This window comes from Pantoea agglomerans NBRC 102470, assembly GCF_001598475.1.
GTDB classification, from domain to species: domain Bacteria; phylum Pseudomonadota; class Gammaproteobacteria; order Enterobacterales; family Enterobacteriaceae; genus Pantoea; species Pantoea agglomerans.
On the sequence record NZ_BCZA01000004.1, the window covers coordinates 120,056 to 143,649 of the forward strand.

The 23,594-nt window shown below is 56.5% G+C and carries 25 protein-coding genes; 9 read left to right on the top strand and 16 right to left on the bottom strand.

The window, feature by feature from the left end:
- Positions 1–14: 14 nt before the first annotated feature.
- Positions 15–1,055, top strand: a complete 1,041-nt coding sequence (locus tag PAG01S_RS09035; RefSeq protein WP_010248659.1) for an NADP(H)-dependent aldo-keto reductase — start codon at positions 15–17, stop codon at positions 1,053–1,055.
- 40 nt (positions 1,056–1,095) lie between these two features.
- Here the strand turns inward: PAG01S_RS09035 and PAG01S_RS09040 are convergent, their stop codons facing one another.
- The 5 genes from PAG01S_RS09040 to PAG01S_RS09060 form a co-directional block, all read right to left on the bottom strand.
- Complete coding sequence (locus tag PAG01S_RS09040; protein WP_022623821.1) at positions 1,096–1,548, bottom strand: GNAT family N-acetyltransferase; 453 nt, start codon at positions 1,546–1,548, stop codon at positions 1,096–1,098.
- Positions 1,545–2,318 carry an FCD domain-containing protein gene (locus PAG01S_RS09045; protein ID WP_010248663.1) on the bottom strand — a complete coding sequence of 258 codons (774 nt, stop codon included), beginning with the start codon at positions 2,316–2,318 and terminating at the stop codon, positions 1,545–1,547. Before PAG01S_RS09045 ends, PAG01S_RS09040 begins: the two co-directional genes overlap by 4 nt.
- Positions 2,319–2,414: 96 nt before the next feature.
- Positions 2,415–2,732, bottom strand: coding sequence for a PTS sugar transporter subunit IIB (locus PAG01S_RS09050; protein ID WP_010248665.1), 318 nt, complete (start codon positions 2,730–2,732; stop codon positions 2,415–2,417).
- 15 nt (positions 2,733–2,747) lie between these two features.
- On the bottom strand, positions 2,748–4,175 hold the full coding sequence (locus PAG01S_RS09055) for a glycoside hydrolase family 1 protein (RefSeq protein WP_033772527.1): 1,428 nt from the start codon (positions 4,173–4,175) through the stop codon (positions 2,748–2,750).
- Positions 4,172–5,530 (bottom strand): PTS sugar transporter subunit IIC, encoded by a 1,359-nt coding sequence (locus PAG01S_RS09060; protein ID WP_010248669.1) that lies wholly within the window; start codon positions 5,528–5,530, stop codon positions 4,172–4,174. The genes PAG01S_RS09055 and PAG01S_RS09060 overlap by 4 nt, the downstream gene beginning before the upstream one ends.
- A 178-nt stretch (positions 5,531–5,708) precedes the next feature.
- Between PAG01S_RS09060 and PAG01S_RS09065 the strand changes: the two genes are divergently transcribed.
- Positions 5,709–6,017 (top strand): PTS lactose/cellobiose transporter subunit IIA, encoded by a 309-nt coding sequence (locus PAG01S_RS09065; protein ID WP_010671044.1) that lies wholly within the window; start codon positions 5,709–5,711, stop codon positions 6,015–6,017.
- 32 nt (positions 6,018–6,049) lie between these two features.
- Here the strand turns inward: PAG01S_RS09065 and lysA are convergent, their stop codons facing one another.
- The gene (gene lysA / locus PAG01S_RS09070; RefSeq protein WP_062758372.1) at positions 6,050–7,306 is read right to left on the bottom strand and encodes a diaminopimelate decarboxylase; all 1,257 of its coding nucleotides are present in this window, start codon (positions 7,304–7,306) and stop codon (positions 6,050–6,052) included.
- 102 nt (positions 7,307–7,408) lie between these two features.
- Between lysA and PAG01S_RS09075 the strand changes: the two genes are divergently transcribed.
- On the top strand, positions 7,409–8,329 hold the full coding sequence (locus PAG01S_RS09075; protein WP_062758374.1) for a LysR family transcriptional regulator: 921 nt from the start codon (positions 7,409–7,411) through the stop codon (positions 8,327–8,329).
- Here the strand turns inward: PAG01S_RS09075 and PAG01S_RS09080 are convergent.
- The gene (locus PAG01S_RS09080) at positions 8,326–9,489 is read right to left on the bottom strand and encodes an MFS transporter (RefSeq protein WP_010248677.1); all 1,164 of its coding nucleotides are present in this window, start codon (positions 9,487–9,489) and stop codon (positions 8,326–8,328) included. The two genes, PAG01S_RS09075 and PAG01S_RS09080, sit on opposite strands and share 4 nt — an antisense overlap.
- Positions 9,490–9,594: 105 nt before the next feature.
- Here PAG01S_RS09080 and PAG01S_RS09085 point away from each other — a divergent pair, with 105 nt between their 5' ends.
- On the top strand, positions 9,595–9,804 hold the full coding sequence (locus PAG01S_RS09085; RefSeq protein ID WP_062758376.1) for a hypothetical protein: 210 nt from the start codon (positions 9,595–9,597) through the stop codon (positions 9,802–9,804).
- Between the two features lie 45 nt (positions 9,805–9,849).
- Positions 9,850–10,476, top strand: a complete 627-nt coding sequence (locus PAG01S_RS09090; protein ID WP_029519406.1) for a serine protease — start codon at positions 9,850–9,852, stop codon at positions 10,474–10,476.
- A 300-nt stretch (positions 10,477–10,776) separates the two neighbouring features.
- On the opposite strand, the gene lysS is transcribed toward PAG01S_RS09090, so the two are convergent.
- From lysS to xerD, 5 genes are all read right to left on the bottom strand, one after another.
- Complete coding sequence (gene lysS, locus PAG01S_RS09095) at positions 10,777–12,297, bottom strand: lysine--tRNA ligase (protein ID WP_010248682.1); 1,521 nt, start codon at positions 12,295–12,297, stop codon at positions 10,777–10,779.
- A 9-nt stretch (positions 12,298–12,306) separates the two neighbouring features.
- A protein-coding gene (gene prfB / locus PAG01S_RS09100) for a peptide chain release factor 2 (protein ID WP_099257461.1) occupies positions 12,307–13,405 on the bottom strand; the annotation gives its coding sequence in 2 pieces (ribosomal slippage) (positions 12,307–13,329 and positions 13,331–13,405; 1,098 coding nt in all).
- Between the two features lie 231 nt (positions 13,406–13,636).
- Positions 13,637–15,370, bottom strand: a complete 1,734-nt coding sequence (gene recJ / locus PAG01S_RS09105) for a single-stranded-DNA-specific exonuclease RecJ (RefSeq protein WP_033769918.1) — start codon at positions 15,368–15,370, stop codon at positions 13,637–13,639.
- A 3-nt stretch (positions 15,371–15,373) separates the two neighbouring features.
- Positions 15,374–16,087, bottom strand: a complete 714-nt coding sequence (gene dsbC, locus PAG01S_RS09110; RefSeq protein ID WP_010671049.1) for a bifunctional protein-disulfide isomerase/oxidoreductase DsbC — start codon at positions 16,085–16,087, stop codon at positions 15,374–15,376.
- 21 nt (positions 16,088–16,108) lie between these two features.
- Positions 16,109–17,002: a site-specific tyrosine recombinase XerD gene (gene xerD, locus PAG01S_RS09115; RefSeq protein ID WP_010248689.1), complete on the bottom strand. Its 894-nt coding sequence runs from the start codon at positions 17,000–17,002 to the stop codon at positions 16,109–16,111.
- 102 nt (positions 17,003–17,104) lie between these two features.
- Between xerD and fldB the strand changes: the two genes are divergently transcribed.
- Positions 17,105–17,623, top strand: coding sequence for a flavodoxin FldB (gene fldB, locus PAG01S_RS09120; protein WP_010248777.1), 519 nt, complete (start codon positions 17,105–17,107; stop codon positions 17,621–17,623).
- Between the two features lie 128 nt (positions 17,624–17,751).
- Here the strand turns inward: fldB and PAG01S_RS09125 are convergent, their stop codons facing one another.
- Both PAG01S_RS09125 and sdhE read right to left on the bottom strand, forming a co-directional pair.
- Entirely contained in the window at positions 17,752–18,162 is a 411-nt protein-coding gene (locus PAG01S_RS09125; RefSeq protein ID WP_010671050.1) for a protein YgfX, read from the bottom strand.
- Positions 18,137–18,403, bottom strand: a complete 267-nt coding sequence (gene sdhE / locus PAG01S_RS09130; RefSeq protein WP_010248781.1) for an FAD assembly factor SdhE — start codon at positions 18,401–18,403, stop codon at positions 18,137–18,139. Before sdhE ends, PAG01S_RS09125 begins: the two co-directional genes overlap by 26 nt.
- A 226-nt stretch (positions 18,404–18,629) precedes the next feature.
- Between sdhE and ygfZ the strand changes: the two genes are divergently transcribed.
- The gene (ygfZ, locus tag PAG01S_RS09135; RefSeq protein WP_010248786.1) at positions 18,630–19,616 is read left to right on the top strand and encodes a tRNA-modifying protein YgfZ; all 987 of its coding nucleotides are present in this window, start codon (positions 18,630–18,632) and stop codon (positions 19,614–19,616) included.
- Between the two features lie 58 nt (positions 19,617–19,674).
- Here the strand turns inward: ygfZ and trhA are convergent, their stop codons facing one another.
- Positions 19,675–20,340: a PAQR family membrane homeostasis protein TrhA gene (gene trhA / locus PAG01S_RS09140; RefSeq protein WP_062758378.1), complete on the bottom strand. Its 666-nt coding sequence runs from the start codon at positions 20,338–20,340 to the stop codon at positions 19,675–19,677.
- Between the two features lie 169 nt (positions 20,341–20,509).
- Between trhA and PAG01S_RS09145 the strand changes: the two genes are divergently transcribed.
- Positions 20,510–21,229, top strand: a complete 720-nt coding sequence (locus PAG01S_RS09145) for a MurR/RpiR family transcriptional regulator (RefSeq protein WP_010248792.1) — start codon at positions 20,510–20,512, stop codon at positions 21,227–21,229.
- Positions 21,230–21,344: 115 nt separating this feature from the next.
- Positions 21,345–22,784 carry a 6-phospho-beta-glucosidase gene (locus tag PAG01S_RS09150; RefSeq protein ID WP_062758380.1) on the top strand — a complete coding sequence of 480 codons (1,440 nt, stop codon included), beginning with the start codon at positions 21,345–21,347 and terminating at the stop codon, positions 22,782–22,784.
- A gap of 30 nt (positions 22,785–22,814) precedes the next feature.
- Here the strand turns inward: PAG01S_RS09150 and PAG01S_RS09155 are convergent, their stop codons facing one another.
- On the bottom strand, positions 22,815–23,558 hold the full coding sequence (locus tag PAG01S_RS09155) for an SDR family oxidoreductase (RefSeq protein ID WP_010248798.1): 744 nt from the start codon (positions 23,556–23,558) through the stop codon (positions 22,815–22,817).
- Between the last annotated feature and the right edge of the window lie 36 nt (positions 23,559–23,594).

A 23,594-nucleotide genomic window follows, 5' to 3' on the forward strand; every position in this document is an offset into this window, starting at 1 on the left:
AAAGGAAGCTGGCAATGCACTATCATCGTATTCCCCACAGCACGCTGGAAGTGAGTCAGCTGGGGTTGGGCACCATGACGTTTGGCGAACAGAACAGCGAAGCCGACGCCCATGCTCAACTGGATTTAGCTATCCGTTCCGGCATCAACTTTATTGATACTGCCGAGATGTATCCGGTGCCCCCGCGTCCGGAAACCCAGGGTCTGACCGAACAATATATTGGCAGCTGGCTTAAACAGCGCGGCAGCCGCGACAAAATCATTCTTGCCAGTAAAGTGGCCGGGCCTTCACGTGGCAATGATGCGTCGATTCGCCCGGATATGGCGCTGGACCGTAAAAACATCCGCGCAGCACTCGATGCCAGCCTGAAACGCCTGAATACTGACTACCTTGACCTCTACCAGCTGCACTGGCCACAGCGTCAGACCAACTATTTTGGCAAGCTTGGCTATCAGTACAGCGAAACCACTGCTCAGGTGACGCTGCTGGAGACGCTGGAAGCGCTGACCGAACAGGTGCGCGCTGGTAAGATCCGCTATATCGGGGTGTCGAACGAAACCGCGTGGGGCGTGATGCGCTATCTGCAGCTGGCGGAGAAGCATGAGCTGCCGCGCATTATCAGCATTCAGAATCCCTACAGCCTGCTGAACCGCAGCTTTGAAGTGGGTCTGGCCGAAATCAGCCAGCATGAAGGCGTAGAGCTGCTGGCGTATTCCAGCCTGGCGTTTGGAACGCTGAGCGGCAAATACCTGAATGGCGCGCAGCCTGCGGGCGCACGCAACACGTTGTTCAGCCGCTTTACCCGCTACAGCGGCGAGCAGTCACAAAAGGCGATTGCCGAATATGTGGCACTGGCTCAGCAGCATCAGATCGACCCGTCGCAGATGGCCCTGGCCTATGTGCGTCAGCAGCCGTTTGTGGCCAGCACGCTGCTGGGCGCCACTACGCCTGAACAGTTGCAGATCAATATCGACAGCTTCAATCTGACCTTAAATGCAGAGATCCTGGAAGGCATTGAGGCGATCCACCGTCGTTATACTTATCCGGCTCCCTGAGCGTTCTGTTGCCAGCTGCCGCGATGGCGGCTGGCATCACTTACAGGTCGCGATAATAGAGTTTTACCGGCTTAGCGGGATACTCCAGCGCTTCGCCCTGTGGCAGCCAGCCATAACGTTCGTAGTAGCCCCCAAACGTTGACCATAACCACAGCCGTGGATAGCCCTGTGCCTGCGCATAGGCGATGACATGCTGCTGCAGTGCTTCACTGACACCTTTGCCGCGCACCGACTCATCAATATAGAGCGCCGCCAGCCAGGGGAAAAGATCCTGACGGCTGATCAGGTCGCAGCGCCAGAATCCCACCGTGCCGACTGCCCTGCCCGCCTCCACGGCAACGAAAGTCACCGGAAAATCAGCACCGATAAGGCTGCTGTTCACCACACTGGCAAAGAACGCCCGGCTGGTGGCTTCACCAAATGCGCGCCACTGCCAGTCGATGATCTGATCGGCAAATTGGGGGGCATCGCTGAGCGATACAATCTCAATCACATCAGTTTCCCCTGAAAGATCGGGACTGAATCAAACAGGTAGCCATCAAAGTCAGGCGCATCGGCGTCGGAAAGCTCCAGCAGCGTATTCTTGACGTTCTCAAGGTGCTGCCAGGTAGATTGCCAGGCCCCCATCACATCACGCCGACGCAGAGCGGCCAGGATAGTCTGGTGATCGCCAAGCCACTTCAGGCGATAGGCGCGGGTTTCAAACTGCGGGCGCAGCTGCTGCCAGAGCGGGCTACTGTCATGATGTCGCCAGATGCTGGTGACGGTATCGAGCAGCATCTGATTCTGACTGGCACCCGCCAGCAGCAGATGAAACAACTTGTCGTTGTCCTGACTGCTGTCGTTGGCGGCGATAGCACGCTGCTCCTGTTCCAGCGTTCGGCGCAGATTTTCAATGTCCGCTTTGGTCGCCATTTTTGCGGCAAAGGCTGCAATATTGCTCTCCAGCAACTGACGTGCCTGTAGCATTTCAAACGGGCCAACGTCGCTGCGGAAGAAGGCCTCTTCTTCATCATCACTGGCGGAAGGAATACGCATCACATAGACGCCGGAGCTCTGGCGGATATCCACCGTACCTTCCAGCTCCAGCATCAATAATGCCTCGCGCACGATGGTCCGGCTGACGCCCCAGGTTTCAGCCAGCTGACGTTCAGGCGGCAGGCGCGATCCCACCGGATAGTGCCCGTCACAGATCTGCTGACGCAGGTGCTGACCAATTTCCTGATACTGCTTTTTTTCTTGCGGCGCTTCGGCTTTGTCCACACTGTCACCCTTTGCAATCAATGCGCTAACGGCATTGCCGCGGTTCCCTGCGCGACAATGCCCGCGAACCGGAGAGGCTGGCTCGCAAACTGGGGCTCAGTGTATCAAAGCCAGCGCCTGATCGAGTACCTTTGCACCATTCAGCGTGCCGTAAGCAACCGTATCGATCACCGCGATGGGCAACTGATAGCTGTCGGTGAGTTTTCTGTTCTCCTCCAGTTTGAAGCGCACCTGTGGCCCGAGCAGCACGACCACCACCTCGTTGCCGTAGTTTTGCAGCTCTTCACGCAGGTTTTGCTCCGGAATGGCGTAGATCTGAAATGCCAGTCCGCGAGCGGCAGCCTCCTTTTCCATCCGCGTCACCACCATTGAGGTCGACATGCCCGCAGCACAGGCCAGAACAATTCGTTTCATGCTCGTTTCCTCGCGTTATTTCGGCTCATCATCAAGCCACAGGGTAAATTGCTGCGTGTCGCGCAGCGTACGGAACCAGTGGGCAGATTTCTTCATACGGCGCTGACGCTGCTTATCTAAGTCGATTTCGATAAGACCATAGCGATTTTTAAAGGCATTCATTGGCGAGACATTGTCGGTAAACGCCCACAGCATGTAGCCCTGACAGTTAATCCCCGCCTGACTGGCGCGTATCGCCTGATGCAGGTGCTCGCTGATAAACGCGATGCGGTAATCGTCCTGAATCTCCCCGTCGGCATTTTTGAACTGCGCTTCGTTCTCTATTCCCATACCGCTTTCCGCCACAAACCACGGGATATTGCCGTACTCATCGCGCATCCGCTGCGCCATATCCCAGATAATTTCAGGCTGAATTTCCCAGCCGCGTGAAGGGTTCATCCGTCGCCCCGGCAGTTCAAAGTGTTCGTAATACCAGGCGGGATGAAAGGGTGTCTCGGGATGCCAGGCGCGGGACGGTGCCTTCACGCGATGCGGATAGTAGAGATTAAGCCCGACTTCATCGACGGTATTGGCGGCAATAATCGCCAGCTCTTCCGGGGTGGTTTCCCACTCAATCTGATGCTTATCAAGCAGCGCCAGCAGCTCCGCCGGATACTCGCCTTTAATGGCGGGATCGAGAAACACCCGGTTGTAGAACAGGTCATAAATATGCGCCGCCTTCTGGTCGTGCGGGGCTGACGATCGCGGATAGGTGACTTCCGGATTGAGTATGGTACCAATGCGACCGGCATAGCCTGCCGCGCGGAACAGCTTCACTACCCGGGCGGTAGCAAGATTCTTGTGGTGGTTCCACTGCATCCATTTATGGGTGTTCTGCTCATAAGGCCAGCGCAGCGCGTCGAGATAGACGCGGGTCTGCACCACAATCGGCTCGTTAAACACAAACCAGCGCGTGACCCGACCGGCATAGCGTTTAAACACCTGTTCGACATAACGGATAAAGAGTTCAACGACATGCTTTGACTGCCAGCCGCCATACTGCTCCAGCAGCGTGGCGGGCAGCTCGTAATGCTCCAGACAGAGCATCAGTTCAATGCCCTGGCGCTGCATTTCATCAATCAGCCGGTCATAGTAAGCCGCGTATTCCTCATCGACCGTAGCGGTTTCGTAATCGATCAGGAAACGCGACCAGTTGATTGAAGTGCGGTAGTGGGTCAGCCCGCTGGCCTTCATTAGCGCCACATCCTCACTAAAGCGGTTGATAAAGTCGGTGGCAACCGCCGGGCCGTAGCCGTTGTGCCAGACGTGACGATCCTGCTGATACCAGGCGTCAGGCCAGGAGTCCTGCCCCGCTTTTTTTCCGCTCCAGCCTTCCGTCTGCCAGGCGGAGGCAGCAGCTCCCAGAATGAAATTCTCAGGTATGTGGACAGTCTGACGACTCATAACACCTCCGTTCGGTTAGGGTTCAGCTCAGGTTGCAGGCTCTTTGCTTCCGCTGCTTCTGCTGCATCCGCGCGGCGGGCTGCGACTTTCACAAATGGCAGATAGATAAGTACTGACACCAGAATGCAGACGATCTGCGTCACCACCGCACCCATCGATCCGGCCGTTGACAGCCAGGCATTGATAATCGGAGGCGTGGTCCATGGCACCATCACCACGGCTTTCCCGGCAAATCCCATCACCGTAGCGAAGTAGCCGATAGAACCTGTCACTAGCGGTGTGATGATGAAAGGGATAGCCAGTATCGGGTTAAGCATAATCGGCATACCAAATATAACCGGCTCGTTGATATTGAAAATGCCTGGCCCGAACGACAGTTTGGCGATTTCACGCATCTCTTTGCGTCGCGTTGCCAGCATCACGGCGGTGAGCAGCCCGATGGTCAGGCCGGAGCCGCCGATGCTCATATAAACATCCCAGAACGGCATGGTGATGATGTTCGGTGCCTCTTTTCCCTGCTCAAAAGCGGTCATGTTGACCATAATCGCGCCCAGCAACAGCGGCTCACGGATCGGCTTCACCATCTGGTTGCCGTGAATACCAATCACCCAGAACAGCTGGGCGACGAACATCAGAATCAGAATGCCCCACAGGCTCTGCACCACCGACTCCAGCGGCTGCTGCACCACCTGGTATACCGCATCGTAAAGGTACATGCCGGTGACGCGATGGAAGATAAAGCCAAAAGTCGCTATCAGCGTCACGGTGATGATTGAGGGGATGAGCGCGGAGAAAGAGGCGGCCACGTTGGGCGGCACCGTGTCGGGCATTTTGATTTTCAGCCGCTCAACCTGTTCGAGGCGGCAGTAGATCTCTACTGATAGGATGGCGATAAACATGCCGAGAAACAGGCTTTTGGTATCGGAGAATTGTTTGGCCAGCACGTCGGTGACCAGGTGCATCTGCCCATCGACCATCATCTGTAAGGTGGTCGGCGTCACGGATACAAAGCAGATGATAGCCAGCAGGCCGGGAAACAGCGTTTTTATACCGTTGATGCGCCCAAGCTCAATACCAATCAGGAACACCGCACCAATGTTGAGAAAGCTGAGCGTGGCGTAATTGATACTGCTGGTGATGGGCTTGAGGTCAGCTAAAAAAGCCAGGGCGGCAAAGCTGGCAAGGCCATTTTTGCTGTCCAGCACCATGTTAGAGATCAATACCGAGAAAGCGCCAACAATGATCACCGGCATCAGGGTAATGAATGAGGCTTTAATCGCCATGATGTAGCGATAACTGTTAAAGCGGGTAGCAAAGCTGCCCAGGGAATCGATAAGGCGGTCCTGTAGAGACATGATCAACCCTCAGAGATGTAAGATCGGTATTCCTGTAATCGTCGTGGTCTTCCCTGTTAGTGGCATACCAAAATGACGAATCCCCTCGGTTTTTTCTGTGACGAGCCTCCCGGAAACGCTTATTGGCATTCCAGTATGATTAAAACGGCCAATTTGGCATACCAATAGCGGAGGCGTTATGGATTACGAACAGACCATGATGGAATTGCTGATCAATGCAGGGGAAGCCCGTTCGTCGGCGATGATGGCGATTCAGTGTGCGCGCAAACGCGACTGGACCGGGGCTGACGCGGCGCTGGCAGCTTCAGATACCGCGGCAAAAGCGGCACATAAAATTCAGACCGCGTTGATTGGTGCAGACGAGGGAAGCGGAAAATTGCCGGTCACGCTGATTCTGGTGCATGCGCAGGATCATCTGATGAATGCAATGCTGTGCCGCGAGCTGGCAGAGGAGCTGGTCATGCTGCGCAAAGAGATCTATGGCTGACAGGCGGCGCGCCGGCCGCCTGAGCGAGGTGATTAGCTGATTTCCAGTGCCAGTAGCGACTCAATAGTCTGCGCGCGGCGGATCTCGCGCGGCTGGCCCTGCTCAAACAGCACTTCCGGGATCAGCGGACGGCTGTTGTAGTTAGAGGACATGGATGCACCGTAAGCACCGGTGTCGTGGAACACCAGGTAATCGCCAACCTTTGCCGCCGGAATCGCGCGTGGTTCGACCATGCCGCCCTCCAGCTGGGTAAAGACATCACCCGATTCGCACAGCGGGCCAGCGACCACCGTGTCGATAGTCTGCTGCTCATCAATGGCCCGCTCATCGCCCGCCATCAGCGAGATATGGTGATAGCTGCCATACATGGAGGGACGCATCAGGTCACTGAAACCGGCATCGACCAGCACGAAGTGACGGCTGCCCATCGACTTAACCGCCCTAACCTGAGAGACCAGCACACCGGCCTCGGCCACCAGGAAACGGCCCGGTTCGATCTCCAGCTTTATCGCGTGACCCAGATGCTGAGCGATACGCTGCCGCGCTGCATCCCACAGGCCGAAATAGTGATCGGTATCGATCGCCTCTTCGCCATAGCGATAAGGCACAGAGAGGCCGCCGCCCGCAGAGATCGCGGTCAGATCCTGACCCGACGCCATCACCAGTTCAACCATCGCATCACAGACCTGCTGCAGATGCGCATAATCGACGCCAGAGCCGATATGCATATGAATGCCCACCAGCTGCAAGCCGTGCTGTTTAATCGCCGCCAGCGCCCCGGCTAAATCGGCATGCCAGATCCCGTGCTTGCTGTTTTCGCCACCGGTATTGGTTTTCTGACTGTGGCCGTGACCAAAACCAGGATTGACCCGCAGCCACACCGCATGTCCCGGTGAGACCGCGCCGAGCTGATGCAGCATATCGATCGATCCGGCATTAACCGGCACCTTTAACGCGGTCACCCGCTCCAGCGTCGGCTGATCGAACAGATCCGCGGTAAAGACGATCTCATCACCGCCGGGCTGGTAACCCGCGGCCAGCGCACGTTCGATCTCACCCAGCGATACCGAGTCCACTTTCACGCCTGCTGCGCGCATCAGGCGCAGGATATGCGTATTCGAGCAGGCCTTCTGCGCAAAGCGCACCACATCAAATGCCTGCAGCTGGGCAATACGCGCCTGAATAATCTGCGCATCATAAGCCCAGAATGGCCCGGCGTAGCGGCGTGCCAGCGGCAGCAGGTTAGCGGCGCTGAGTGCGGTTTCGGTACTCTGTAAGGAACGTGGCATGGCAATTCTCCTGTGGCAATAGCTGCATTAAGCCAGAATCGTGTCATAGCGAAAAATATCTGTTTTAATAGCATCTATGCAGAATGGATATAGGAAGGGTGCGTGGCGAACATTAACTGGCGGCATATCGAGATTTTTCATGCGGTGATGACCAGCGGCAATCTGACTCAGGCCGCGACACTGCTGCACACCTCACAGCCGACGGTGAGCCGGGAGCTGGCACGCCTGGAGCAGCAGCTGGGATTAGAGTTGTTCGGACGGGTTCGTGGTCGCCTGCAACCGACGGTGCAGGGATTGCGTCTTTTCGAAGAGGTGCAGCGATCCTGGTACGGACTGGATCGCATCATGGAAGCGGCTGAAGGGCTGCGCCAGTTCCGTCAGGGTGAGCTGTCGATCGCCTGCCTGCCCGTTTTTTCGCAGTCGCTGCTGCCACCACTGTGTCAGCCCTTTTTACAGCGCTACCCGGATGTGAGCCTGAATGTGATTCCGCAGGAGTCGCCGCTGCTGGAGGAGTGGCTGTCAGCACAGCGCTACGATATCGGCTTAACCGAAACCCAGCACGCTCCGGCCGGCACTGACCGTCTCGCCCTGCTCACCTGCGATGAAGTGTGCGTATTGCCTCAGCATCACCCTCTGAGTCAGCGTTCAGAGCTGACGCCGCACGATTTTGCGGGCGAACAGTATGTGAGCCTGTCGCGCAGTGACAGCTATCGTCAGTTGCTGGATGCGCTTTTTCATGAGCAGGGCGTCGAGCGGCGGCTGGTGATGGAGACGCACAGTGCCGCTTCGGTGTGCGCCATGGTCAGAGCGGGCGTGGGCATTTCAATTGTGAATCCGCTGACGGCGCTGGATTACGCCGACAGCGGTGTGGTGATGCGTAAGTTCAGCGTGGCGGTTCCGTTTACCGTCAGCCTGGTGAGGCCGCAGCACCGCCCTGCATCGGCGCTGGTCGATGCCTTTGTCAGCCATCTGCAACGGCAGGTGGCTGACTTTCCGACACGCATCGCCGCCCGCCTGGCTTAAGCGCGAACCCTGGCGGCTGCGCGGCCCGATTTGCGGAAGGTGATCAGACAGATCAGCAGGCCGATTGCCGCCAGCGCAGCGGCAGCAACCGGCACCGCCGTCAGGCCATATCCACGGCCAATCACCGCACCGCCGACCCAGGCACCCAGCGCATTGCCCACGTTAAACGCCGAAATGTTCAGGGTTGAGACCAGGTTAGGCGCCTCTTTTCCGTGACGTACCACGTTGATCTGCAGACCCGGCACCGTCGCAAAGGTCGCCATCGCCCACAGGAACAGGGTGATCTCCGCCAGCCACAGCGCATGGCTGGTCCAGCTGAACAGCAGCGAGAAGATGGCGATCAGGGAGAAGCTGAGGATCAGGCTAAAGGAGACTTTCCAGTCGGCCAGTTTGCCGCCAAGAATGTTACCGACCGTCAGGCCTGCGCCAATCAGGAACAGCGTCCAGCTGACGCCGCGATCGCTGATGCCCGTCACCTCTAGCAGCAGCGGCGCAATGTAGCTGAACAGCGCAAACATCGCCGCGGCAAAGAACACCGTCATCAGCAGCGACAGCCACAGTTTCCCGTTGGCCAGTGCCCCAATTTCACTCGCCAGGTGAACCGGCTTTTCCTGTTTATTGTTGGGCAGACTCACGATCAGGGCGATAAACGCCAGCACGCCAATCACTGCCACGCCCCAGAAGGTGGCTCGCCAGCCAAACATCTGTCCGAAACTGGTTCCCAGCGGAACGCCCAGCACGTTGGCTAAGGTCAGTCCGGTGAACATCAGTGCGACAGCGGAAGCCTGGCGACCGGCTGGCACCAGACTGGCGGCGACCACCGCGCCAATACCGAAGAAGGCACCGTGACAAAGCGCGGTGACGATGCGTGCCAGCATCAGCAGGTTATAGTTGTAAGCCAGCGCACACAGCAGGTTGCCGACAATAAATATCACCATCAGCAGAATCAGCGTTTTTTTACGCGGCAGCCTGGCGGTAAGCAGCGCCATAATCGGCGCACCTATCGCCACGCCCAGCGCGTAACCGCTGATCAGCCAGCCCGCCGACGGAATCGACACCTGAAGGTCACGCGCCACCTCCGGCAGCAATCCCATAATGACAAACTCGGTGGTCCCGATGGCGAACGCACTCAACGCCAGCGCCATTAATGCTACAGGCATAACACTCTCCCAATATCATTTGCAGGTGAACTGCACAGACGTGCAGCCCCTCGACGCTTATTAAAATTTGATCTGCGTCACGGTGAGCATTACAGCACAGTGCTGATGCGCGACATAGCCTGCGCGCAGCAAAGGATTATTGCCGGGGGCGCAATAATCTGCCGCTTTGCCAGAACAAATGGCTTTGTCAGCCTGCTGGCAAAGCCCGTTAAAGCGCGCATGACCCAGGGTCAGGTTGTCATTTCCCGCGAACCCGTTACGCTTTTTAGTGCGTATTTAATTAATAAATCCTTAACGTTGCCGATATATCCCTAATCAATTGCCAGGTGATGTGATCAACTTCTGACGCAGGGAGAGAGAATGCAACGACTCATAGCCTTAATGGTGTTTGGCTTAACCGGCTGCTCGGTGGGTCATTATGAGTACAGTAAAGAAGCTGAAAAACGGGTGGATATGACCGTGACCGGCATTCCCACCGTGCTGGGTTTAGGCACGCTCGGTACCACCATCCCACTGACGCCGGAGTACAGCCTGACCGCCGCACATGTGGCAAAGTTTTCGCTTTACCGGGTCAAAGCCTGGCATCCGCAATGCGATCTGGCCGTGGTCTACCACAAAAACAGCGAAATGAACCTGCCACCCAACTTTCGTAACAGCCACATCGGCGATCAGGTCAATCTCTACGGCTACAGTTTTATTTCGGCCATGCCGGTCAGTTCCAGCGGGCAGAACCTGATTAATACCACGCTGGCGAACAGCTGGAACAAATCAGACTGCGTCGTGGTGGCGGCGAATGCGGGGGTGGTTAAAGGGATGTCGGGCGGCGCAGTCTATAACGCCTCTGACGATACGCTGGCGGGCGTGATTATTGGCTACAGCAATAACATCAACGACAATGTCAGCGGTAAGACACTCTATAAGAACGTTGCGCTCTATGTGCCTTACTCGCGATTTCAGACATGGCTGGATCAGGCGATTAAATCCTGATATCTGCTGAACGAACAGATGTAAAAAAGGCCGGAATTTCCGGCCTTAAGCTTGGTGACAAAGTCGGGCCTGATTCGCTGTAAGACCGAGCCTGCACAGGTAACACGGTCAGATCGGAAAGACGCAAAAACTGTCATCCATGACCGCTCGGCCCACGCCATCCATGGCGCGGGACGCTTTCCTCTTCTGACCGTGTTCCCTGTGCCGTGAGTTTATCAGTTGCTGCCAAATTCACTCTGATTCGGCTTTGTCATCACGCTGTCAGGCCTGAAGATCAGGCCTGACAGCGACTCATAACGATTACTTGCTGCCTGGGCGCAGTGCCGGGAACAGAATCACATCGCGGATAGTGTGGCTGTTGGTAAACAGCATCACCATACGGTCAATACCGATACCCAGACCGGCGGTTGGCGGCAGACCGTGCTCCAGTGCGGTGACATAGTCTTCGTCGTAGAACATCGCTTCGTCGTCGCCAGCATCTTTGGCATTCACCTGCTGCAGGAAACGCTCAGCCTGATCTTCCGCATCGTTCAGCTCGGAGAAGCCGTTACCGATTTCACGACCGCCAATGAAGAACTCAAAGCGATCGGTGATTTCCGGGTTCTCGTCGTTACGACGGGCCAGCGGAGAGACTTCAGCCGGATATTCGGTGATGAAGGTCGGCTGAATCAGATGCGCTTCAGCGGTCTCTTCAAAGATTTCGGTTACGACACGGCCCAGACCCCAGCTTTTCTCAACCTTGATGTGCAGTGATTGAGCAATCGCCACCGCTTTATCAAAGTCTTCCAGATCGGCCAGATCCGTTTCCGGACGGTATTTCTTGATCGCTTCACGCATGGTCAGTTTTTCAAACGGCTTACCGAAATCAAACTCCTGCTCGCCGTAAGGCACCACGGTGCTGCCCAGCACATCCTGCGCCAGCGTACGGAACAGGCTTTCGGTCAGCTCGATCAGATCTTTGTAATCCGCATAAGCCATATAGAGTTCCATCATGGTGAACTCTGGGTTATGACGTGGCGAAATACCTTCGTTGCGGAAGTTACGGTTGATCTCGAACACGCGATCGAATCCGCCCACCACCAGACGCTTCAGATAAAGCTCTGGAGCGATACGCAGATACATGTCGATATCCAGCGCATTGTGATGGGTGATGAACGGACGCGCAGACGCGCCGCCAGGGATCACCTGCATCATCGGGGTTTCCACTTCCATAAAGTCGCGGCCCACCATGAACTGGCGAATACCGGCCATGATCTGCGAACGAATTCTGAAGGTGTTGCGCGATTCCTCGTTGGCGATGAGATCAAGGTAACGCTGACGGTAGCGCGTTTCCTGATCGGCCAGGCCGTGGAACTTGTCCGGCAGCGGACGCAGTGCTTTGGTCAGCAGGCGCAGTTCAGAACAGTGAATCGACAGTTCGCCGGTTTTGGTTTTGAACAGTTTGCCGCGCGCGCCCAGAATATCGCCGAGATCCCACTTTTTGAACTGCTCGTTGTAGATGCCTTCAGCCAGATCGTCACGCGAGACGTAAAGCTGAATCCGGCCACCCACATCCTGCAGGGTCACGAAAGAGGCTTTACCCATGATACGACGGGTCATCATACGTCCGGCAACGCTGACTTCGATGCCGAGATCTTCAAGCTCTTCGTTGCTCTTCTCGCCATAGCTCTCATGCAGCTGGTTTGAGAGGCTGTCACGACGAAAATCGTTAGGAAACGCCACGCCATTTGCACGCAGCACGCTCAGCTTTTCGCGACGCGCTTTCAGTTCGTTATTTAACTCAACGGCGGCATCAGCGCTCTGCGGTTGTTGTTCAGACATGTCGGTTCCTTATAACCCTGCTTTTAAACTAGCTTCAATGAATCGATCCAGGTCGCCGTCCAGCACCGCCTGGGTGTTACGCGTCTCTACGCCAGTGCGCAGATCTTTGATGCGTGCATCATCGAGAACGTAAGAACGGATCTGACTTCCCCAGCCGATGTCGGACTTATTGTCCTCCAGCGCCTGTTTCTCAGCGTTTTTCTTCTGCATCTCAAGCTCGTACAGCTTCGCTTTCATCTGCTTCATCGCCTGATCTTTGTTCTTGTGCTGAGAACGGTCATTCTGACACTGGGTGACGGTACCGGTTGGAATATGGGTAATACGTACCGCAGATTCCGTCCGGTTAACGTGCTGGCCGCCCGCCCCTGACGCACGATAGACGTCAATGCGCAGATCGGCTGGGTTGATGTCGATATCAATATCGTCATCCACTTCCGGATAGATAAAGGCTGAGCTGAAGGAGGTGTGACGACGGCCGCCGGAGTCAAACGGGCTCTTACGCACCAGGCGATGCACGCCCGTTTCTGTACGTAACCAGCCAAAGGCGTAGTCGCCTGACACGCGAATGGTCACAGATTTAATGCCTGCAACTTCACCTTCAGACTCTTCGATAATTTCGGTTTTGAAGCCTTTGGCTTCAGCCCAACGCAGATACATACGCATCAGCATGCTGGCCCAGTCCTGCGCTTCGGTGCCGCCGGAACCCGCCTGCAGATCGATGTAGCAGTCGGCGCTGTCATACTCGCCAGAGAACATGCGGCGGAATTCCAGCTCGCCCAGCTTGCCCTCAAGGACATCCAGCTCGGCAACCGCTTCGTCGAAAGTCTCTTCGTCTTCCGCTTCTACCGCCAGTTCAAGCAGACCCTGCACATCTTCCAGGCCCTGCGACATCTGATCCAGCGTCTGCACGATCGCTTCCAGCGAGGAGCGCTCTTTGCCCAGCGCCTGAGCACGCTCAGGTTCGTTCCAGACATCGGGCTGTTCCAGCTCGGCGTTTACTTCTTCGAGGCGTTCTTTCTTGGCATCGTAGTCAAAGATACCCCCGAAGAACGTCGCTGCGCTCACTGAGGTCCTGAATACGGTTTTTGACCGGGTTGATTTCAAACATGGCTTTAGCGTCTTTCTTATGTTCGATGGGACAGGAAATTTAACGCACAAGTTTACCCGAAACTGGCGGCAGATTGTAGCGCTGAGACAGCGGGCTGATGCCGGGGCGGCGTGACGCGTTGCATTTGCTTATCGGGCTGCGACGACAACCGCTCGCACAGCAGGTTAACGCAGGGAAAAAACAGGCTGACGCGCCTCTGCCGTGACCGGAGACGCGCGCGCCTTATAAAAATCAAAGCGGCCAGATATGGTCAATGATCAGCTGTACCGAGCGGTTACCGCGATACTCATTGATATCCAGCTTATAGGCCAGCTCGACCTGACGAATGCTGCTGTCGGGCCACAGCGTGGTATCGACATTAAAGGCAATCCCGTCGATCAGCGGACCGCCGTCCAGCGGTTCGACCATCACTTTCAGATGTCGCTCGCCCACCAGCCGCTGTTGCAGCAGCTTAAATTTGCCGTCAAAAGCGGGTTCCGGGAACGCCTGGCCCCAGGGCCCCGCTTCGCGCAGCATCTCAGCGGTCTGCAGCGAAAACTCCTGCGGCTGCAACGCGCCATCTGACCAGATGATGCCCTGCAGAGATTCGCCATCCAGCCACTCACCGACCAGATCGGCAAAGCGCTGACGAAACTCCTCGTAGCGTGCGGTTTCCAGTGATAAGCCTGCCGCCATGGCATGACCGCCAAACTTCAGCATCAGGCCGGGATTCAGCGTATCCAGACGCTCCAGCGCGTCGCGCAGATGCAGACCGGCAATTGAGCGGCCTGAGCCTTTCAGCGTGCCGTCGCCCGCCGGAGCAAAGGCAATCACCGGACGATGGAAACGCTCTTTCAGACGGGAAGCGAGGATCCCCACCACCCCCTGATGCCATTCGGGATGATAAAAGGCCAGCCCCAGCGGCAGATCGCGCTGCTCACGCTCCAGCGCCTGACACAGCGCCAGCGCTTCGCTCTGCATGCCCTGCTCTATCTCTTTTCGTGTCTGGTTCAGCGCGTCCAGCTCACTGGCTAACATCCGTGCCTGACTGAGATCCTCAGTCATTAACAGCGCCACGCCCACCGACATATCGTCGAGCCGGCCTGCGGCATTGAGCCGTGGCCCCAGCGCAAAGCCGAGATCGCTGGCCGCCATCTGACGCGCATCGCGATTAGCAATCTCCAGCAGCGCCCGGATGCCTGGCCGGCATTTTCCCGCCCGGATGCGGCTGAGTCCCTGCCACACCAGAATGCGGTTGTTGACGTCGAGCGGCACCACGTCGGCAACCGTGCCGAGCGCCACCAGATCCAGCATCTCCGCCAGATTGGGTTCGGTGCGAGTGGCACCAAACCAGCCCTGGGTACGCAGATGGGCGCGCAGCGCCAGCATCAGATAGAACGCAACGCCCACGCCCGCCAGTGCACGTGAGGGAAAGTTGCAGTCCGGCAGATTGGGATTAACGATCGCCTCAGCGGCCGGTAAGGTCTCGCCCGGCAGGTGGTGGTCGGTAATCAGCACCGGAATCCCGTGCTGATGGGCACATTCAACGCCGGCGTGGGAGGAGATGCCGTTGTCGACGGTCAGGATCATCGCCGCACCGCGCGCCCGCGCCTGCTCAACCACTTCAGGGCTGAGGCCATAACCATCTTCAAAGCGGTTAGGCACCAGATACTGCACGTTGCCGCCGCCCATGCTGCGCAGCGCCATGACCGTCAGCGCGGTACTGGTCGCGCCATCGGCATCAAAGTCGCCCACCACCATAATGCGACGCCCATCCAGCAGCGCCTGATGCAGCAGTTCCACTGCGCTCTCAATCCCGCTTAAGGACTGGTACGGCAGCAGGTTTTTCGCCCCGCGCTCCAGCTCTGCCGCGTCGCGCACGCCGCGTTGCAGATAGAGTCGTTTCAGCAGCGGCGGCAGCGTCGCCGGAAGCGCATCGTCAACCGTCACCTCACGGCGACGGAGTTCCACATCCTGTTTTACCACCGATTAACCACCACGCTTCTGATTGTCCAGCACCTGCTTCAGCTCCTGCGGCGACTGATAACCTGGGATCATCATGCCGCTGTCAGTCAGCATCGCGGGCGTGCCCTGAATGCCGAACAGCACGCCAAGTTTATAGTGCTGGGCAATATCGATTTTGCAGCTGTCTGGTGCGGCCATCTTCGGCGCATTGCCTTTCATCGCCTCATCAAACGCTTTATTGCGGTCGGCGCTGCACCAGATCGCTTTCATCGCTGGCTCAATCTGACCATTCAGCCCTTCACGCGGAAACGCCAGATAGCGCACGGTGATGCCCAGCGCATTGTAGTCCGCCATCTGCTCGTGCAGCTTGTGACAGTAGCCACAGGTGATGTCGGTAAAGACCGTGATCACGTGCTGCTCTTTAGGCGCTTTGTAGACGATCATCTCCGGCACCAGCGCTTCGACTTTTTTGTCCAGCAGCTGGTTGGTGACGTTGACCGGCTGTTTGCCGCTGACGTCATAGAGCGGACCCTGGATCATGTGTTTGCCGTCGTCGGTCACGTAGAGCACGCCGCTTTCTGACAGCACGGTTTTAAAACCCGGCAGCGGTGACGGGCTGATCTCCGTCTGGTTCAGACCGAGCTTTTTAAGTGATTGCTGAATGGCGCTGTCATCGGCCTGTGCGAGACCGGAAAAGGCGCTGGCTAAAAGAGCCAGCATGGCAAAATGCTTGTTCATTTTTGTCCTTATCGCCGCGGTTCAGGCCCGCGGATGGTGTTGTTGATGCAACTGACGCAGGCGCTCAGTGGCGACGTGCGTATAAATTTGGGTGGTGGAGAGATCGCTGTGTCCCAGCAGCATCTGTACGACACGCAGATCGGCACCGTGGTTCAGCAGATGGGTCGCAAAGGCATGGCGCATCACATGCGGTGATAACTTTTCGCTGTCGATCCCCGCCAGCGTGGCGTAATGCTTGATGCGATGCCAGAAGGTCTGGCGCGTCATCTGCTGCGCCCGATTACTGGGAAACATCACGTCCAGCGTCTGACCGTTGAGCAGCCACGGACGACCATGTTCCATATATTGCTCCAGCCAGTAAACCGCTTCTTCACCTAAAGGCACCAGCCGCTCTTTATCTCCTTTACCGATAACCCGGACAACGCCCTGGCGCAGGCTGATGTCGCTGAGCGTCAGGCCAATCAGTTCGGAGACGCGCAGGCCCGTGGCGTAGAGCAGCTCCAGCATCGCTTTGTCGCGCAGCTCCAGCGGGATATCGATATTCGGCGCCTGCAACAGTCGCTCGACCTGCGCCTCACTGAGATCTTTCGGTAAACGCTGCGGCAGTTTTGGGGCTGACAACAGCGCGCTGGGATCGTCCGGGCGCAGCTTTTCGCGGTAAAGATACTGGAACAGGCGACGCATGGCGCTGAGCAGCCGCGCTGAGCTGGTCGCCTTGTAGCCTCCCTCCAGCCGTTCAGCCAGAAACTGCTGCAGATCCAGCGGCGCCACGCTAAGCAGCGTCAGCTGATGATGCGCCAGCCATCCGGTCAGCGTCTGGAGGTCCTGGCGATAAGAGGAGAGAGTGTTCTGCGCCAGATTGCGTTCAATCCAGAGCGCATCAAGAAACTGTTCTGTCAGATCGCTGTCCTGCACGTTATCTCCGCCGTCTGGTGTAAAATCATGCTCATTATGCCTGATTCAGCAGCGCTTCTGGTACAATTGCGCCAAAGTCAGTATTTACAGAGTGTTATCTGCATGAAAATCGGTCTTTTTTACGGTTCCAGTACCTGTTACACCGAAATCGTAGCGGAGAAAATTCGCGATTTTATTGGCGAAGAGTTAGTGACGCTGCATAACGTGAAAGATGACGACCCGCGCCTGATGGAGCAGTACGATTTGCTGATCATGGGCATCCCGACCTGGGATTTCGGTGAGTTGCAGGAGGACTGGGAGGCGATCTGGCCGCAGTTGCCCGCGCTGAATCTGCAAAACAAGATTGTCGCACTGTATGGCATGGGCGATCAGATTGGCTATGGCGAGTGGTTTTTAGATGCGCTCGGCATGCTGCACGATTTGCTGCAGCCGATGGGAGTACGTTTTGTTGGCTACTGGCCGCTTGAAGGCTATGAGTTCACCAGCCCGAAACCGCTGAGTGCAGATGGCTCGCAGTTTGTGGGTCTGGCGCTTGATGATGTGAATCAGTTCGAGGTCACCGATGAGCGCGTTGAGCAGTGGTGCGAGCAGGTGTTAACCGAAACCGCAGGACTGCTCTGACGGCCCTTCTGCCGGTGTCGAACCGTAGCCTGAACAGGTAAGCGGCTTTAATCGCTCTTGCCTGTCATTATCGAACCGCAGTGCAGGCAGATGAACGGCTTCAGACGCTCTTGCCTGCACTGCTGCCATTAATGCCGCGCCGGGCTGAAGCAACAGGCGCGTAACGCCCGCCATTCGCCAGGCTGCATATTGTCCTGCATCAGCCACCAGCGCAGCGTGGCACCTTGTTCGCTCTTCGCCACCAGCAGCACGCCAACGGGTAACCAGCGAAGTGGCTGAGTTGGCCGCCAGCGTTTTCCCTGCCAGATCCAGCAATGGACGCTTTCCCGCTGTAACGTACCGTGCCGTTGAATCAATCGCCAAACGCTGCGCCAGCCCTCAGCCAGCAACAGCAGAATAATCGGCGCTTTAACCAGCCAGCCGCCTGCAGGCAGCGTCATCAGCACCACGCCAGTCACGGCTGCTATCAGCCAGGCGCAGACTAACCCGCACGCCAGGCGAGAGGGCCGTAGCTTACATTGCCACCGGGCCGCGAGCATGGTTACGCTGCTGGATCAGGTTCACCATCCGCTTAAGCTCCGGATCCTTTGGCTCACCGTGATTCATCAGCCAGTTAAACAGATCGGGATCGTCACTCTTTAGCAAATCCACAAAGACCTGCTTATCGGTGTCGCTCAGCGTCTCATACTCAAATTTGAAGAACGGCATAATAGCCACATCCAGTTCCAGCATGCCGCGACGGCAGGCCCACTGAATGCGTGATTTATCATTAATATCCATGCATCAATTTCCACAATTCACAACGTGGCGCCTAGTGTAACCTGGTTTAATGCGGCTCGCAGGCGCAGCGTCGCATGCTGTGCAACCTGCCACATTTCAGGCTGGATCTTTTCAGGGTTATCACGCCTTTTGTGCGCCGTTTTCCGTAAACAGGTTGCATTGCCAGTCGGCTATTTTAACATTAAAGATATTATTCCGGATGAACCTTCTTATACAGGATATCTCCATGCCCACATTTACTTTACCGCCGCGCCAGCCTGCCGCGTCGTCTCGTCTGCCGTTAACCCTGATGTCACTGGATAGCTGGGCGCTGGTTTCCATTACCGGCGCCGACAGCACCTCTTACCTGCAGGGTCAGTTAACGCTGGATGTCGCCGCGCTGGATGCCGACCACCATTCGCTCGCCGCACACTGCGATGCTAAAGGTAAAATGTGGAGCAATATGCGCCTGTTCCATCGCGGTGAAGGCTATGCTTATCTGATCCGTCGTGAGCTGCGCGACACCCAGCTGCCCGAGTTAAAGAAATACGCCGTGTTTTCGAAAGTGTCGATGGTGGCTGATGATGAGTCAGTATTGCTGGGCGTGGCCGGTTTTCAGGCGCGCGCCGCGCTGGCAAATCTGTTTGATAGCCTGCCCGACAGCGAAAAACCGGTGGTGCAGCAGGGAGAAACCACGCTGCTGTGGTTTGCCCATCCGGCCGAACGTTTTCTGATTGTCACTTCGCTGGCCCAGGCAGAAGCGCTGAAGCAGAAGCTCAATGACGATGCACAGTTTAATGACAGTCAGCAGTGGCTGGCGCTGGATATTGAAGCGGGCATTCCGGTGATTGATCCCGCCACCAGCGTGCAGTTTATTCCGCAGGCCACCAACCTGCAGGCGCTGGATGCTATCAGCTTTAAAAAAGGGTGCTATGCCGGTCAGGAGATGGTGGCCCGGGCGAAATATCGCGGCGCCAATAAACGCGCGCTCTACTGGCTGGCGGGTCAGGCAAGTCATCTGCCCGAAGCCAATGCCCCGCTGGAGTTGCAGATGGGTGAACGCTGGCGTCGAACCGGCAGCGTGCTGGCTGCGGTGCAGTTAGATGACGGGATTAGCTGGATTCAGGTCGTGATGAATAACGATCTGGAGCCGGACAGCGTGTTGCGGGTGGAAGGCGATGAAGGCGGACATCTGACCATTCAGCCGCTGCCCTACTCGCTTGATGAGAGCTGATTGAGCGTATGGCCCTTCCGCTAAGGGAAGGGCCAGTACCGCAATTCAGAGGCTCAATTCAGCGCACATAAAAGTAGATAGCGCAGAAGTGGCAGAGACTGCCGCCCAGCACGAACAAATGCCAGATGGCGTGGTTAAACGGAATGCGGCGCGCCACATAGAAAATCACTCCCAGCGAATAGATAATCCCGCCTGCGGCAAGCAGCCAGATGCAGCCCGGCGGCAGGATCATCGCCAGTTGATAAACCACAATCAGTGACAGCCACCCCATACAGAGATAGGTCACCAGCGACAGCGCTTTAAAGCGATGCGCAATCGTGAGCTTGAACAGGATACCGGCCAGCGCCAGCCCCCAGATCACCGCCATCAGTCCATATGCCAGCGGCGTCCTCAGCGCGACCAGCAGAAACGGCGTATAGGTGCCGGCAATCAGCAGATAGATGGCGCAGTGATCGAACTTTTTCAGCCAGGGTCTGGCCGGGCCAGCCGGAATAGCGTGATAGAGCGTCGAGGCCAGAAACAGCAGGATCATGCTGCCACCATAGAGGCTGTAGCTGATAAAAGTGAGGGTGTCGGCCTGCCTCTCGATGGCCTGATTGAGCATCAGTATCAGACCGACGATGCCGAACAGGCAGCCAAGACCGTGACTGATACTGTTGGCAATTTCCTCGGCGAACGAATAGCCCGCGGCGTGTTGATGTTTGTGAGAGAGTGTGGGGGTCATAACAGGTTCCTGAGCAGCTCCATAGCGGTGATATCGTTATCCAGCGTAGCCAACAATTTTTTCAGTGTACACTTGTACGCTAAAATTATCGTGGTGAAATTCACTATCCCTTAAACCGGGTGATGAATCTGGTAAACTGGCCGCCAGTCCACTGTTCAACGAGTCATTCATGTTTTCGCATAGCGATCTCGCCCGCCTTAACGATCTGGAAATGCAGGTCTATCAGTTCATCATTAAGCACCGCGAAGGCGTCAGCTACATGACGATCCGCGAGCTGGCTGAGCAGGCTGGTGTCTCCACCACCACCGTGCTGCGTTTCTGTCGCAAGATGGGCTGTGAAGGCTGGTCGGAATTCCGCATCCGCCTGCGCTTAAACGAACAGCAAAGTGCGCCAATGCTCAACACGGCGGGCGTCAGTGAAATGCTGAGCTTTTTTAAGAGCATCAATAATCCGGAGTTTGAACAGCTCATCGCTGAGGCCGCGCAGAAGATTAATCAGGCTGAGCGGGTCTTCTTTATTGGCGTCGGCACCTCCGGCAGCCTGGCAAAATATGGCGCACGCTTTTTCTCTAACCTCGGTAAATTCAGCCACGCGATTGACGATCCCTATTATCCGGTCAGTCCCGATCTCTATGAAAACGCCATTGCCATTATTTTATCGGTCTCCGGCGAAACGGAAGAGATCCTGCGCATTGCCAGCCAGTTCAGCCTGAATAAGTGCAAAATCATTGCGATAACCAACACGGAGAGCTGCTCGCTGGCGAAGATCGGTGATTTCAACCTCTGCTACCATGTGCCCATCATCCGTATGGCGGACAATTCCGACATTACGACTCAGGTGCCAGTGACCTATATTATTGAAGCAATCGGCCGCCAGCTGGGGAAATAAAACAGCCTGTTTTTTGGATGTAACAAACGCAATTATTGCCGCGCTGTTATATCGTGACTTTCATTATTGCCTTGCTACACTCAGCTCAATTTCAATATCCGTAATGGGGTGAAGCATGAGTGCAGAATTGCAGTTACCAAAAGGCTTTCTTTGGGGCGGAGCGGTGGCAGCGCATCAGGTTGAAGGCGGCTGGGATCAGGGCGGCAAAGGCGTCAGCATTGCTGACGTGATGACCGGCGGTTCACACGGCGTTGACCGGGTGATCACCGACGGCGTGCAGCCGGGTCATTTCTACCCGAACCACAAGGGTGTGGAGTTTTACTCCCACTACAAACAGGATGTCGCGCTGTTTGCCGAGATGGGCTTCAAATGTTTCCGCACCTCGATTGCCTGGACCCGTATCTTCCCTAACGGTGACGAGCAACAGCCCAACGAAGCAGGCCTGCAATTCTATGACGACCTGTTTGATGAACTGCTGAAGTATGGCATTGAACCGGTCATCACCCTTTCGCACTTCGAAATGCCTTATCACCTGGTCAAAGAGTATGGCGGCTGGCACAACCGCAAAGTGGTCGACTTCTTTGTGCGCTTCAGCGAAGTGGTGCTGAACCGCTATAAAAACAAGGTGAAATACTGGATGACCTTCAATGAGATCAACAACCAGCGTAACTGGCAGTATCCGCTGTTTGGGTACTGCTGTTCAGGCGTGATCTTTACCGAACATGAGAAACCTGAACAGGCGATGTATCAGGTGATGCACCACCAGTTTGTTGCCAGTGCAAAAGTGGTGAAACTCGGCCACGACATCAATCCTGACTTTCAGATTGGCTGCATGATCGCCATGGTGCCGGTCTATCCCTTCTCCTGCCACCCGGACGATGTGGTGCTGGCGCAGGAATCGATGCATCAGCGCTATGTCTTCAGTGACGTGCAGATGCGCGGCTACTATCCGGCCTACACCCTGAAAGAGTGGGCGCGTAAGGGTTACGACATTCAGATGGAAGCGGATGATGCCGAGACGCTGCGCCAGGGCTGTGCAGACTATGTCGGTTTCAGCTACTACATGAGCAACGCGGTGAAAACCGATGCCAGCGGCGTTGACGATCCGATCACCGGCTTTGAAGGTGTGGTGAAAAACCCGCATGTGAAAGCGTCCGACTGGGGCTGGCAGATCGATCCGGTTGGCCTGCGCTATGCCATGAACGAGCTGTATGAGCGTTACCAGAAGCCGCTGTTTATTGTTGAAAACGGCTTTGGTGCTATCGATAAGCCAAACGCCAATGGCGTAATTGAAGATGATTACCGCATCGACTATCTGCGTGCGCATATCGAAGAGATGAAGAAAGCTGTGGCGTACGATGGTGTTGAATTAATGGGCTATACGCCGTGGGGCTGCCTCGATTGCGTCTCTTTCACCACCGGCCAGTACGACAAACGTTACGGCTTTATTCATGTGAATAAAAACGATGATGGCAGTGGCGATTTTTCTCGTGGGAAGAAAAAGAGTTTCAGCTGGTATCAGCAGGTTATCGCCAGTAACGGCGAAAACCTGTAAGTCATCACGCCGCATCAGCGGCGAAAAGAGTTAACGCCCACCGGCAGCGTCAATGATGCTGCCGGTGACGTAAGAGGCCGCGTCGCTGGCCAGCCAGACGATCGCTTCCGCCACCTCTTCTGCTTCACCGCCGCGTCCCATCGGGATCACGCTGGCAAGCCTGTCTACTCTGCCTGGCTCTCCGCCATCGGCATGCATCTCTGTATAGATAAATCCCGGACGTACGCCGTTGACCCGAATCCCCTGCTGCGCCACTTCCAGCGACAATCCTCTGGTCAGCGTGTCCATCGCCCCTTTTGAAGCGGCGTAATCGACATATTCGCCAGGCGCACCGGTACGCGACGCGGCCGATGAGACGTTGACGATGGAGCCGCCCTGGCCGCCGTGATGCGTGCCCATCCGCTTAACCGCCTCACGACAGCAGAGAAAAGACCCAATCACGTTGGTGGCAAAGACCTTATGCAGGCGTGCCGCATCCAGCTGCTCGGTGCGACACTGCTGAAACAAAATCCCGGCGTTGTTCACCAGCAACGCCAGCGGTTCGGACTGCTGGTCGAGCTGCGCAAACATCGCCATCACCTGGGCTTCATCACTGATATCTGCCTGAACAGCAAAGGCTTCACCGCCCTGCTGCCGGATCTGCGCCACCACCTGTTGAGCTTCCGCTTCGCGCTGACGGTAGTTCACCGCAACCCGATAACCCCGGACGGCCAGTAACAGCGCCGTGGCCCGCCCGATACCGCGGCTGCCCCCCGTAACCAGTGCCAGTTTCATGCTGATTCTCCAGTACAAAGGGCCGACGAATCGGCC

Excerpts from the sequence above, each read along its gene's own strand:
- PAG01S_RS09035 (WP_010248659.1), top strand. The coding sequence starts at position 15 with ATGCACTATCATCGTATTCCCCACAGCACGCTGGAAGTGAGTCAGCTG.
- PAG01S_RS09050 (WP_010248665.1), bottom strand. The coding sequence starts at position 2,732 with ATGAAACGAATTGTTCTGGCCTGTGCTGCGGGCATGTCGACCTCAATG.
- PAG01S_RS09055 (WP_033772527.1), bottom strand. The coding sequence starts at position 4,175 with ATGAGTCGTCAGACTGTCCACATACCTGAGAATTTCATTCTGGGAGCT.
- PAG01S_RS09060 (WP_010248669.1), bottom strand. The coding sequence starts at position 5,530 with ATGTCTCTACAGGACCGCCTTATCGATTCCCTGGGCAGCTTTGCTACC.
- PAG01S_RS09065 (WP_010671044.1), top strand. The coding sequence starts at position 5,709 with ATGGATTACGAACAGACCATGATGGAATTGCTGATCAATGCAGGGGAA.
- lysA (WP_062758372.1), bottom strand. The coding sequence starts at position 7,306 with ATGCCACGTTCCTTACAGAGTACCGAAACCGCACTCAGCGCCGCTAAC.
- PAG01S_RS09080 (WP_010248677.1), bottom strand. The coding sequence starts at position 9,489 with ATGCCTGTAGCATTAATGGCGCTGGCGTTGAGTGCGTTCGCCATCGGG.
- PAG01S_RS09085 (WP_062758376.1), top strand. The coding sequence starts at position 9,595 with ATGCGCGACATAGCCTGCGCGCAGCAAAGGATTATTGCCGGGGGCGCA.
- PAG01S_RS09090 (WP_029519406.1), top strand. The coding sequence starts at position 9,850 with ATGCAACGACTCATAGCCTTAATGGTGTTTGGCTTAACCGGCTGCTCG.
- lysS (WP_010248682.1), bottom strand. The coding sequence starts at position 12,297 with ATGTCTGAACAACAACCGCAGAGCGCTGATGCCGCCGTTGAGTTAAAT.
- dsbC (WP_010671049.1), bottom strand. The coding sequence starts at position 16,087 with ATGAACAAGCATTTTGCCATGCTGGCTCTTTTAGCCAGCGCCTTTTCC.
- fldB (WP_010248777.1), top strand. The coding sequence starts at position 17,105 with ATGAAAATCGGTCTTTTTTACGGTTCCAGTACCTGTTACACCGAAATC.
- PAG01S_RS09125 (WP_010671050.1), bottom strand. The coding sequence starts at position 18,162 with ATGCTCGCGGCCCGGTGGCAATGTAAGCTACGGCCCTCTCGCCTGGCG.
- sdhE (WP_010248781.1), bottom strand. The coding sequence starts at position 18,403 with ATGGATATTAATGATAAATCACGCATTCAGTGGGCCTGCCGTCGCGGC.
- ygfZ (WP_010248786.1), top strand. The coding sequence starts at position 18,630 with ATGCCCACATTTACTTTACCGCCGCGCCAGCCTGCCGCGTCGTCTCGT.
- trhA (WP_062758378.1), bottom strand. The coding sequence starts at position 20,340 with ATGACCCCCACACTCTCTCACAAACATCAACACGCCGCGGGCTATTCG.
- PAG01S_RS09145 (WP_010248792.1), top strand. The coding sequence starts at position 20,510 with ATGTTTTCGCATAGCGATCTCGCCCGCCTTAACGATCTGGAAATGCAG.
- PAG01S_RS09150 (WP_062758380.1), top strand. The coding sequence starts at position 21,345 with ATGAGTGCAGAATTGCAGTTACCAAAAGGCTTTCTTTGGGGCGGAGCG.
- PAG01S_RS09155 (WP_010248798.1), bottom strand. The coding sequence starts at position 23,558 with ATGAAACTGGCACTGGTTACGGGGGGCAGCCGCGGTATCGGGCGGGCC.